The sequence below is a fragment of the Pedobacter sp. genome (assembly GCF_035566355.1).
Taxonomy (GTDB): domain Bacteria; phylum Bacteroidota; class Bacteroidia; order Sphingobacteriales; family Sphingobacteriaceae; genus Pedobacter.
The window spans coordinates 1-11,761 of record NZ_DATMRL010000526.1 but is presented as its reverse complement, the minus strand read 5'-3'; the positions used below and the strand labels follow the sequence as shown (position 1 = coordinate 11,761).

Genomic DNA, 11,761 nt, shown 5'->3' with positions numbered 1-11,761 from the left:
TGCTAACAAAGGGTGTTGGCAAAGCTACACAAAATGCAGCTGGGGCACTTGAGCAATCCTATGCAGACGGCGTAACAGACGAATTTGTAAAACCTATTGTGGTTACAAAAGCAGACGGGTCTCCTACGGCAACAATACAGCCGGATGATGTAGTGATCTGTTTCAATTACAGAACAGATCGTGGACGTGAGATCACCTCTGCCCTATGCCAGCAGGATTATGCCGAATTCAACATGCATAAACTACCGTTGTATTATGTGACAATGACAACTTATGATGAGAATTTCATAAACGTTAAGGTGATCTTCACCAAAGATGACCTGCGTGAAACATTGGGGGAGGTTCTGGAAAAACACCACAAAAATCAAATAAGAATCGCGGAAACAGAAAAATATCCACATGTAACCTTCTTCTTTTCGGGAGGCAGAGAGCAGGTTTTCGAGAATGAAAAACGCATAATGATCCCGTCACCCAAAGTTGCCACCTATGACCTGCAACCGGAAATGAGTGCACAGGGCATTACTGACGCCATTGTAACAGAATTGGAAACGGGCTGGGCCGATTTCATTTGCCTGAACTTTGCAAACCCTGACATGGTTGGCCATACCGGTGTATTTGATGCTGTAGTTAAAGCTGTAGAAACTGCTGACCGTTGTGCAGAAGCCGTAGTGACCAAGGGATTGGAAAAAGGCTATTCCTTTATCATCCTGGCCGATCACGGGAATTCAGAATTTATGATCAATCAGGATGGCTCGGTAAATACCGCTCATACCACCAATCTGGTACCCTGCATTCTGGTAGATAATGATTATACCTCTATTGCAGATGGAAAACTTGGCGATGTTGCTCCAACAATCTTAAAATTAATGGGAATTCCTAAACCAGAGATCATGACTGGAAATTGCCTGATCTAATGAAGAAGCATCTGTTTTTACTTTCCTCCTTAGGGATTCTTGCAGCTTGTCATCCATCTGCCCCAAACCCTCATGCAGAAGATAAGTATTTTGATATTCAGCATTATTTTCAACAAGAGGCGGTTCGCTTAAATAAAGCGAAGCCTCTTGTTGAAAAAACTGTTGTGGTCAATGGCGCTGAAGAGAAGAAAAAGGTGAGCATTGCTGACTGGAACAGGGAGTTTTCTGTCTTTTCTGATGCTGACATTAACAAATCAGCCTGGAAAGGTGTTTTTAAAGTAACAAAAACAAAGATCGAGGAATTGTATGTAACTACAGAAGATAAGATTCCTGTAAAGCAGGTTCTGGTGTATAGAGCAGGTGATAAGGTTACTGGCATTAAAATCTTGCAAAATACGGCTAATTATCTTTATAACTCAGTCGATACGTTAGTATACTATCCAGATAGCCTATACCAGATCAGCAAAACACAACACATTAAATTACTGAATGCGAAGGCTTACAAGATTATCGGAAAGTTCTAGGTTAGACAACAGATAACAAAAAGCAAAAGGACGGTATTTGTAAAAATGCCGTCCTTTTGCTTTTGAATTCTTTTTCTTATTTAAGACTGGTTATCTGGGCTTTTACATAATCCACTAAAGACAAAATGTCCTTTCTTTGTGGCTGTATAATTAAAATCTTCTGAAAATCAGAAGTTGCATTATTGAACAAAGCAATACATGCGGTTTTTTCAGTAGCTTTTTTCACCTTGTAAGATTTGAAGATGGCATAGTCCTTATAGGCAATGCCCCTATTTTGCAACAATTGTGCATTTTCTTCCCCACTAATTTCAATAGCCTTCGTAAAATCTTTAATTGCCGAAACATAGAAATTATCGCGCATCTGGTTTAAGGATTCTTTAGGATCATTGGCAATATTCTGTCTGGCTTTTCCCCTATAATAATAGGCAGAGTACTCTGATGGCTTCAATGCAATAAGCCTGGTATAGGTGGATATTGCATTTTCAAAATCTCCGCATTGAAAGTACGAATACCCCAGCATTTTCAGTACCTCCGCATTATTTGGGTTTTTTACATCCGCTTTTTCCAGCTGGCTCACCGCACCTTTAAAATCACCCTTCATCATGGCCTGCATACCTAACTTATCATAGCCGCCAGTTTGGGCCATAGACGTTGCTGTAGAAAAAACAATTAAAAGGAAGATCGCTTGTTTTAGGTAATTCATTAAATTTTAATTAAAAAATAAAGATATAAAAATCAAAGGTAAACTTTAGACAACTATTGTACCATTTGCAAATATTAATTTCTTTAACGCTGAATAAGTCAAAATATGATTGGCTGTGAAATAATTTTTACACACTGCCTTTTTAGCATGATAAACCCCTTACCTTTGCTTTGGCACAAGAGTTGAAAATATAGGATTCAACACATAATTAATATTTCCGCGACGACATGCTGTCAGATTGTCGTTTATTATTTTAAGAAAGGCTTTTTTAATGAGTATAAAAGATCAGTTTGATTTTGGCAATGCGCTTCCCATCATAAATGAAGATACAGAATTCTTTCCGCTGATGTCTCAGCAGGACGAAGACGAAATGAATAACGAAGAAACACCAGAAATCCTGGCCATTTTGCCACTGCGCAATACGGTCCTTTTCCCCGGCGTGGTGATTCCGATCACGGTTGGCAGAGATAAATCGATAAAGCTAATCAAGGAAGCCTATAAGGGTAACAAGATTATAGGTGTTGTATCACAGAGGGATGTCTCGATTGAGGACCCAACTTTCGATCAGCTGAACAGTGTAGGGACAGTGGCCCATATCATCAAAATGCTTCAAATGCCTGATGGCAACACTACCGTAATTATACAGGGCAAGCAACGTTTCAGGCGAATCTCAGAAGTACAGTCTGAGCCGTATATTAAAGTAACCATTGAAAAATTTGAGGAGGCCAAGCATAAGTCGGATAAAGAGTTTAAAGCACTGGTGGCTTCTATTAGAGAAATGTCTTCGCAGATTATACAACTGTCACCAAATATTCCAAGTGAAGCTGGCATTGCGTTAAAAAATATTGAAAGTACTTCTTTTCTGATCAATTTCATCTCTTCCAATATGAATGCTGACGTGGCAGATAAACAGAAGATGCTGGAAATGTCCAGTCAGCGTGACAGAGCAGAAATGGTCATGGAACTGCTTACACTTGAACTGCAGATGCTGGAACTGAAGAATCAGATCCAGTCTAAGGTTCGCACGGATCTGGACAAACAACAAAGGGATTACTTCTTAAATCAGCAATTAAAAACTATCCAGGAAGAACTTGGAGGCAATTCTTCTGATGTGGAATATGAAGCACTGGAAGTTCGTGCAAAGAAGAAAAAATGGGAGATTCATGTCCGGGACCACTTCAACAAAGAACTGGAAAAATTAGGTCGGATGAACCCGGCAGCTCCGGATTATTCGATTCAGATCAATTACCTTGAACTTTTGCTTGACCTTCCATGGAATGAATTCACCAAAGACAATTTTGACCTGAAGCGTGCACAGCGTGTGCTGGACAAAGATCATTTTGGACTGGAGAAGGTAAAACAACGGATCATTGAATACCTTGCCGTACTGAAACTGAAACGGGACATGAAGGCTCCGATCATCTGTTTGGTTGGCCCCCCGGGTGTTGGTAAAACCTCCCTGGGCAAATCTATCGCGAAGGCCTTAAACCGTAAATATGTAAGGATGGCACTAGGTGGTATCAGAGACGAAGCTGAAATCCGCGGACATAGAAAAACATATATTGGAGCTATGCCTGGACGTATTATTCAATCCATCAAAAAAGCTGGTGCGGCTAATCCTGTATTTGTCCTGGATGAAATTGATAAAGTAGGGTCTGACTTCAGGGGAGATCCTTCTTCTGCTCTATTGGAGGTGCTGGATCCTGAACAAAACAGTGCATTTAATGATCATTACGTAGAAACAGATTATGATTTGTCTAATGTTTTGTTTATTGCTACAGCCAACTCTTTGAGCACTATACAGCCGGCACTGCTAGACCGTATGGAGATTATTGAAGTTAACGGCTACACAATTGAAGAGAAAATAGAAATTGCAAAAAAATATTTACTGCCTAAGCAGAAAGAGATCCATGGTATAAAATCGAAGGATATTACCCTAAAATCTGGTTTAATTGAGAAAGTTATTGAAGATTATACCAGAGAATCTGGTGTACGCGGTCTGGAGAAAAAGATTGGCTCGCTGGTAAGAGGTGTGGCAACAAAAATTGCCATGGAAGAAACGTATGAACCAGTATTGACCAATGATGATGTAGAACGCATTCTTGGTGCCCCGATCTATGACAAAGACTTATATGAGGGCAACGAAGTTGCTGGCGTAGTAACCGGATTGGCCTGGACATCTGTTGGCGGTGATATTCTTTTTATAGAGGCAAGTCTTAGCCCTGGAAAAGGCAAGTTGACACTTACAGGGAACCTTGGAGAAGTGATGAAAGAATCTGCGGTAATTGCCCTGGCTTACCTGCGTGCTCACGCTGGTTTATTTGGTATTGCTTACGAATTGTTTGACCAGTTTGACATCCATGTACACGTACCTGCCGGAGCAACACCTAAAGATGGCCCTTCTGCTGGTATCACCATGCTCACGGCTCTAACTTCTGCATTTACCCAACGTAAGGTGAAATCAAATTTAGCCATGACGGGAGAAATCACCTTAAGGGGGAAAGTTCTTCCTGTTGGGGGGATCAAAGAGAAGATATTAGCTGCCAAACGGGCAAATATCAAGGATATTATTTTATGTAAATCAAATAAAAAAGACATCCTGGAAATTAAAGAAAGCTATATCAAAGACCTGAATTTCCATTATGTAACAGAAATGAAAGAAGTTATAGAGCTGGCGCTGACAAAAGATAAGGTTAAAAATCCTCAGGATTTAACAATTAAAATAAAGCCTGCAGCGACTAATTAATAAAATTAGATATATTTAAGGCCCCGGACCCATCGTCCGGGGCTTTTTTAATTCCTTTCCATGAAATTTTTAAAATACCTTATTGTGTTGTTCTGTGCACTGTCTTTTCAGATGGCGAATGCACAGACCTATAAAAATGAATTTGGCTTTAAAAGCGACAATGATGCTTATCTGGGGCAAGGTTCAGATCGTTACTACACCAATGGATTGTTTCTGAACTTTAAACATGCACTCGACCAGGGTAAATTAAAAGAAAACCTGGAAAAAAAGACCTGGGAAATTACTGCCGGCCAAAAGATGTTCAATCCGTATTCGGGATATGCTCCGGATCCCACACTGCAAGACCGTCCTTTTGCAGGTTATTTATACATAGAAGGCGCGATGAATTGGTTTTTCAAAAACGAGAGCATTTTGAGGACAAGTGTACAGATTGGTACAACCGGTCCTAATTCGCTAGCACAAAAAGGACAGGAACTTTTACACAGAACCGTTGGTTTTTATACACCGGAAGGATGGGACTATCAGATCAAAAATGAAATGGCTATTAATCTTTCTGCACAATACACTCGCTTATTATACCGTACTGCTGATCCTATTGCTGATTTTTCTTTTGAAGGTTATGCGAATGCAGGTACAACTTTTAGCGGTGCCGGGGCGGGAATATTGTTTAGGATAGGAAGCCTCAACCAGCTTTTTAATTCTTCTTATACCAATGCTGTCATTGGAAATAACGCAAAAACCAAAGGACTGGTTAAACAGGAAATATTCTTCTATGCCAAACCACAATTAAACTTTATTGCTTACGATGCGACCATTCAGGGCAGTTTATTTAACAACAACAGCCCGGTAACATTTGGATCGAAACCGATTGTATTTGCGCAACAATTAGGTGTAGATTTCAGTTCACAGCGATTTACATTTGATTTTGGGGTATTGTTCAAAACGAAGGAAGTGAGGAGTACGGCAAGAGCTCATCAATGGGGAACAATCGGTATGGCCTACAGATTTAACTAAACCTCTTCTGTTATAAATAAAGAAGCCTCAATAATCTAATTGAGGCTTCTTTCGGTTTGCTTTTTTAAAGGAGCGTGTTTGCTTGTCTTCCAAGCGTTTTCGCACCACCGCTCCGGGAATCCGGGTAGGCTTTCTTTTCTTATCAACATGCAGGGCCAACTTCAGTAAATGAAGTAGTTTAACAATCGTTTTTTCCTTATTTAACAATTGACTCCTGTCTTCCTGTGATACCACGTGAAGGTTCCCTTCCTGATCAATCCGATGTCCAAGGCGTTCTGAAAGCAAGGCCTTTTCTTCCGGATTAAAAAAAGGTGCTTCAGCAATATTGATCACCAATTCCACTTTACTGGAAACTTTATTCACGTTTTGTCCCCCCTTTCCTCCGCTTCTCGAAGTTTTAAAGGTGGCTATTTTCATAATCTCTTCTCTTACAGGTAACATTTTGTAAAAATAATATTTTAAAGGCATTTTAACCTTAAAAATTGGCTAAAGTATTAACTTTGCGCCATATGAGAAAAAACCTTGTGATTGCCATTGACGGCTATTCATCCTGCGGAAAAAGTACCCTGGCAAAGGCCCTGGCTAAAAAATTAGGTTTCATATATATAGACAGCGGTGCCATGTACCGTGCTGTAACCCTATATTTCATCAGAAACCATGTCAATATGAACGACGATGAAGCCGTAAAAGATGCCCTTCAGCATATAGAATTGAATTTTCATTCCCGGGACTATGAATCTCATATTACTTTAAACGGAGAAGAAGTTTCTGAGGAAATCCGTTTAATGCCTGTTTCTGAGAATGTAAGTGCTGTTTCCGCGAATAAACTCGTTCGTAAAGAAATGGTGAAACAGCAGCAACGTATGGGAAAATCAAAAAACATTGTGATGGATGGCAGAGATATTGGCACAAAGGTGTTTGAAGACGCACAGGTAAAACTTTTTATGACTGCAGACCCTAAAATTCGGGCAGAAAGACGTTTTAATGAAATGAAGAGCAAGGGAGATACCACCACTACGCTAGAAGAAGTTTTCGAAAATATTGCTCACCGGGATTATGCCGATACCACCCGTGCAGAAAGTCCTTTGACCCGGGCAGAAGATGCTATTATTTTAGACAATACAGACATCACCCAGCAAGAGCAACTTGACTTTGCTTTAGAAAAAGTCAAGCCATTTTCACCTGTTATTTCGTAGTTTTCTGCAAAGCTTTAGTTACAAAAGGCTCTGAAACTTAAACATTACAATTTAATGTTTAATCTGTATTTTAGTATTAATATTTTCGTCGACATTAACTTATAAAGACATAAAAAATTAATATTAACATGAAGTTAACAGTCCACTCTATCTGCCTATTATTACCCGCTTTACTGATGATCAGTTCTTGTGGAAACACTGGTCAGAAAAAGGATGCCGCCAAAACTGATCAGGTTCAGGCTTATCCCGTTTTCACAGTAAACACACAATCTGCCACGCTCCAGACTCAATACCCTGCCACGCTTGAAGGCATACAAAATATTGATATCCGGCCAAAAGTGGATGGTTTTATTGAAAAGATCTACGTAGATGAAGGTGCTGCAGTGAAAAAGGGGCAACTGTTATTCACTATTAATGCACCTCAGTACGAACAAGCGGTAAGAACAGCAAAAGCAGCCATCAGCAGTGCTGAGGCTGATGTCAATACAGCACAACTTCAGGTCACCAAAACAAAACCTCTGGTAGACAAAGACATCATCAGTAAGTATGAACTGGATGCTGCACAACTGACACTTCAAACTAAAAAAGCTGCATTGGCTCAAGCCAAAGCAGAACTGGTAAATGCAAACGTAAACCTGGGTTATACGCATATTACCAGCCCTGTTGATGGTGTAATTGGAAGTATACCTTATAAAACCGGAAGTTTAGTGAGCAGTACCAGTGCAGACCCATTGACAACTGTAGCCAACATTTCCAGAATTTTCGCCTACTTCTCTATGAATGAGAAACAGTTGCTGGATTTTTCCAGAAATTATAAAGGTAAAACACTGGACGAGCAGATGAAGAATATTCCTGCAGTATCTCTGGTACTGGCCGACGGCACGACTTATGCTGAAAATGGGAAAATAGAATCAATTAATAGTCAAATCAATACCAGTACAGGTTCTGCAAGCTTAAGAGCGACCTTTTCCAATCCTGTCAGATTGTTAAAAAGCGGAGCAAGTGCTTCGGTGAGCATACCTCAGCACGTGGACAATGCCATTCTGATTCCTCAAAAATCAACAACGGACCTGCAGGGCAAGAAATTCGTCTATGTGCTGAACAGTAGCGGCGAAGTCAAAAACACTGAAATTGAAATTATGGAAAATACGGTAAACAATTTCTATGTAGTGACTAAAGGACTTAAAGCAGGCGATAAAGTAGTACTTGAAGGGTTTCAATCTCTTAAAGACGGCGTAAAAATTAAGCCTGAAGAACAGAGTGCTGATGTTGTATTTGCCGACCTTAAAAAATAATTAACCTGCTGATGTGATCCGGTTTTCAAACCGGTTGAAAAAGAAAATATGTTTAAGAAATTTATAGAAAAACCCGTATTGTCAACGGTGATCTCGATCATCATTGTCATCCTGGGTATACTGGGACTGATTACCATCCCGGTTTCTCAATATCCCGAAATTGCTCCCCCAACAGTTCAGGTATCTGCATCCTATCAAGGGGCCAATGCTGACGTTGTGATGAACAGCGTTGTTGTACCATTGGAGGAACAAATTAATGGTGTGGAAGACATGACTTACATGACTTCTACTTCCAGTAATGATGGTACAGCCACCATTACCGTAAACTTTAAACTGGGTACAAATCCTGACCTTGCAGCTGTAAACGTACAGAACAGGGTATCCAGGGCAACCAGCTTATTACCTGCGGAAGTAACAAAGGCAGGGGTAATTACGGCTAAGAAACAAGCCAGTAACGTACTGATCTTTGGTCTGTACAGTGATAATCCTTCTTACGATCAGAAATTTTTACAGAACTATGCGAACATCAACCTGATTCCTCAAATCAAAAGGATCAATGGTGTTGGTGATGCGAACGCTTTTGGTTTAATGGATTACACCATGCGGATCTGGCTTAAGCCCGATGTAATGGCGAGTTATGGTCTGGTTCCAAATGATGTAAGCGTGGCTTTAGCGGAACAAAATATTGAGGCTGCACCCGGCCAGTTCGGTGAACAAGGAAACCAGTCTTTCCAGTATACTTTGAAATATTCAGGCCGTTTAAAGAATGAACAGCAATTCAGCGACATTATAATCAGAACAGGTACTAACGGACAGGTATTGCGTCTTAAAGATGTGGCCAGAATTGAACTCGGTGCCCAAAGCTATGCAAGTTCTGTAAGCTTTGATGGTAAACCTGCATTAGGTATTGCTATTAACCAAACCGCAGGGTCGAATGCAAAGGATGTTATTGAAGGCTCCTTAAAAGTTCTGGACGATGCAGCCGCATCCTTCCCTAAGGGTGTTCATTACGCACCACTGGTGAATGTGAACGACTTTCTGGATGCCTCTATCGAAAAAGTATTACATACTTTGATAGAAGCCTTTATTCTGGTGTTCCTGGTTGTATTTATTTTCCTTCAGGATTTCCGTTCTACTTTAATCCCGGCCATCAGTGTTCCCGTAGCCATTATAGGTACTTTCTTTTTCCTGAGCTTATTTGGTTTTACCATCAACTTATTAACTCTGTTTGCATTGGTGCTGGCCATTGGTATTGTAGTGGATGACGCTATTGTGGTGGTAGAAGCCGTCCACGCCAAGCTGGATCACGGTTACAAATCCGCAAAAAAGGCAACTATAGATGCGATGGATGATATTACCGGTGCGATCATTTCCATTACACTGGTGATGGCAGCGGTGTTTATCCCGGTGAGTTTTATCCAGGGATCATCTGGTGTATTTTATAAACAATTTGGATTAACACTGGCCATTGCGATTATTCTCTCTGCGATCAACGCTTTGACGTTGAGCCCTGCTTTATGTGCGCTGTTTTTAAAACCGCATGCAGAGGAGCATGAGAAGAAAAAGAATTTCCTTCAGAAGTTCTATATTGCCTTTAATACTTCCTTTGACCGCATGACCAGCCGATATAAAAAGTCGGTCAGCTTCCTGGCCAAAAACAAATGGATGGCCGTTGGAGGTATTGCCTTGTTTACTGTAGTGCTGATCTGGACCATGAAAACAACTCCAAAAGGATTTGTACCCAATGAGGATCTTGGAACGATCTATTCTGACATTTCTCTGCCAGCTGCCACTTCCCAGGAACAGACCAATGTAGTGATCTCAAAAATCGACAGCGTTGTACATACTATACCAGAAGTTAGAAACTCTTTAAAGGTTATTGGAAGGAGTTTGATCAGTGGTACGGGCAGTTCTTACGGAATGGTTATTTCCAGGTTAAAGCCATGGAACGAACGGCAACGGGATGTAAAAGCAATTATTGCTGAACTTTTTGCGAAAACGGCCGGTATCAAAGGCGCTAAGATCATTTTCTTTGCTCCACCTACGATCCAGGGTTTTGGTACCAGTGGAGGTTTTGAATTTCAGCTGCAGGATAAAACAGGTGGCGATATTAATAAATTTAATGCAATTGGAAATGAGTTCCTTGCTGCATTGAACAAAAGAAAAGAGGTACAGTACGCTGCAACGTCTTTTAACCCGAATTTCCCGCAATACCAGGTGGATGTCAATATTGCCGTTGCAAAACAAGCCGGATTGAGTGTAAGTGACGTACTGGGTGTATTGCAAGGATACTATGGTGGTGTTTACGCCTCCAACTTCAATAAGTTTGGAAAGCAATACCGGGTGATGTATCAGGCTGATGCGAAATACCGGGCTAACCAGCAAAGCTTAAATGGCATTTATGTAAGAAATGCCAGCGGAAAAATGGCTCCGATTTCGGAGTTTATCACACTAACTAAGGTATACGGCCCTCAGGCCATTTCCCGTTTCAACCTGTTCACCTCTATCTCCGTGACTGGAAACCCGAATCCTGGATTCAGTTCTGGTGATGCTTTAAAAGCTGTACAGGAAGAAGCCGCTATCCATTTACCAGCCGGATATGGCTACGAATTCTCCGGTTTATCACGTGAAGAGGTTGCCGGCGGTAACCAAACCGTATTTATTTTCTTACTGTGTGTGATTTTTGTATACTTCCTTCTTTGCGCTCAATATGAAAGTTATATCCTGCCATTAGCCGTTTTAATTTCTCTACCTATTGGTTTGGCTGGTGTATTTATCTTCGATAAAATCTTTGGTATTGACAACAATATCTATACGCAGATTACCCTGATCATGCTGGTAGGACTACTGGCAAAAAATGCCATTTTGATTGTCGAGTTTGCTGTAGACCGCCGCAGAAAAGGAATGAGTATAGTAAATTCTGCTATTGAAGGTGCAACGGCTCGCTTACGCCCAATTCTGATGACCTCTTTTGCTTTTATCCTTGGTTTGCTCCCACTTATGCTTTCTACAGGTGTAGGTGCTGCAGGTAATAAATCTATTGGAACAGGTGCCGTTGGAGGAATGCTTATTGGTACGTTATTTGGTATTTTCGTTATTCCTGCGCTCTTTATTATTTTCCAGAGTTTACAGGAAAGGGTAAGCAGTAAATCACCTTTTGATGATGATATTATAGAGGAACAACAGGACCTTGAATTTCCGGTAGCTGATATGCGTGAACATTAATTTTAAAAACATGAACACTAGATATAATAAATTTTATTTCGTTGCCGGATTCTTTGCTCTTACCTTATCTGCCTGCGTAACAAAAAAATACGAACGCCCTGCAATCAATTCAAAGGACCTCTATCGTAGCGTCGCAGATTCTGA

The 11,761-nt window shown here is 40.6% G+C and carries 9 protein-coding genes; 7 read left to right on the top strand and 2 right to left on the bottom strand.

All coding sequences use genetic code 11. From position 1 onward, the window contains the following. Both gpmI and VNZ46_RS20440 read left to right on the top strand, forming a co-directional pair. On the top strand, positions 1-914 hold a 914-nt coding region (gpmI, locus tag VNZ46_RS20445; RefSeq protein WP_325562081.1), incomplete at its 5' end, for a 2,3-bisphosphoglycerate-independent phosphoglycerate mutase. Continuing rightward, positions 914-1,438, top strand: a complete 525-nt coding sequence (locus VNZ46_RS20440) for a hypothetical protein (protein ID WP_325562079.1) — start codon at positions 914-916, stop codon at positions 1,436-1,438. The genes gpmI and VNZ46_RS20440, both read left to right, overlap by 1 nt. Positions 1,439-1,514: 76 nt before the next feature. Here VNZ46_RS20440 and VNZ46_RS20435 read toward each other — a convergent pair whose 3' ends face one another. Then, complete coding sequence (locus tag VNZ46_RS20435; RefSeq protein ID WP_325562077.1) at positions 1,515-2,141, bottom strand: tetratricopeptide repeat protein; 627 nt, start codon at positions 2,139-2,141, stop codon at positions 1,515-1,517. 271 nt (positions 2,142-2,412) lie between these two features. Here VNZ46_RS20435 and lon point away from each other — a divergent pair, with 271 nt between their 5' ends. Both lon and VNZ46_RS20425 read left to right on the top strand, forming a co-directional pair. Beyond that, the gene (gene lon / locus VNZ46_RS20430; RefSeq protein WP_325562075.1) at positions 2,413-4,887 is read left to right on the top strand and encodes an endopeptidase La; all 2,475 of its coding nucleotides are present in this window, start codon (positions 2,413-2,415) and stop codon (positions 4,885-4,887) included. Positions 4,888-4,947: 60 nt separating this feature from the next. Then, positions 4,948-5,901 (top strand): lipid A deacylase LpxR family protein, encoded by a 954-nt coding sequence (locus VNZ46_RS20425; protein WP_325562073.1) that lies wholly within the window; start codon positions 4,948-4,950, stop codon positions 5,899-5,901. Between the two features lie 27 nt (positions 5,902-5,928). Here the strand turns inward: VNZ46_RS20425 and arfB are convergent, their stop codons facing one another. Further along, positions 5,929-6,342: an alternative ribosome rescue aminoacyl-tRNA hydrolase ArfB gene (arfB, locus tag VNZ46_RS20420; RefSeq protein WP_325562071.1), complete on the bottom strand. Its 414-nt coding sequence runs from the start codon at positions 6,340-6,342 to the stop codon at positions 5,929-5,931. 68 nt (positions 6,343-6,410) lie between these two features. On the opposite strand from arfB, the gene cmk reads away from it, so the two are divergent. The 3 genes from cmk (at position 6,411) to VNZ46_RS20405 (ending at position 11,617) form a co-directional block, all read left to right on the top strand. Further along, complete coding sequence (cmk, locus tag VNZ46_RS20415; protein WP_325562069.1) at positions 6,411-7,097, top strand: (d)CMP kinase; 687 nt, start codon at positions 6,411-6,413, stop codon at positions 7,095-7,097. A gap of 128 nt (positions 7,098-7,225) precedes the next feature. After that, positions 7,226-8,392 carry an efflux RND transporter periplasmic adaptor subunit gene (locus VNZ46_RS20410; RefSeq protein WP_325562067.1) on the top strand — a complete coding sequence of 389 codons (1,167 nt, stop codon included), beginning with the start codon at positions 7,226-7,228 and terminating at the stop codon, positions 8,390-8,392. A gap of 48 nt (positions 8,393-8,440) precedes the next feature. Beyond that, the gene (locus tag VNZ46_RS20405) at positions 8,441-11,617 is read left to right on the top strand and encodes an efflux RND transporter permease subunit (protein WP_325562065.1); all 3,177 of its coding nucleotides are present in this window, start codon (positions 8,441-8,443) and stop codon (positions 11,615-11,617) included. Positions 11,618-11,761: the final 144 nt, after the last annotated feature.

Excerpts from the sequence above, each read along its gene's own strand:
- VNZ46_RS20440 (WP_325562079.1), top strand. The coding sequence starts at position 914 with ATGAAGAAGCATCTGTTTTTACTTTCCTCCTTAGGGATTCTTGCAGCT.
- VNZ46_RS20435 (WP_325562077.1), bottom strand. The coding sequence starts at position 2,141 with ATGAATTACCTAAAACAAGCGATCTTCCTTTTAATTGTTTTTTCTACA.
- lon (WP_325562075.1), top strand. The coding sequence starts at position 2,413 with ATGAGTATAAAAGATCAGTTTGATTTTGGCAATGCGCTTCCCATCATA.
- VNZ46_RS20425 (WP_325562073.1), top strand. The coding sequence starts at position 4,948 with ATGAAATTTTTAAAATACCTTATTGTGTTGTTCTGTGCACTGTCTTTT.
- arfB (WP_325562071.1), bottom strand. The coding sequence starts at position 6,342 with ATGTTACCTGTAAGAGAAGAGATTATGAAAATAGCCACCTTTAAAACT.
- cmk (WP_325562069.1), top strand. The coding sequence starts at position 6,411 with ATGAGAAAAAACCTTGTGATTGCCATTGACGGCTATTCATCCTGCGGA.
- VNZ46_RS20410 (WP_325562067.1), top strand. The coding sequence starts at position 7,226 with ATGAAGTTAACAGTCCACTCTATCTGCCTATTATTACCCGCTTTACTG.
- VNZ46_RS20405 (WP_325562065.1), top strand. The coding sequence starts at position 8,441 with ATGTTTAAGAAATTTATAGAAAAACCCGTATTGTCAACGGTGATCTCG.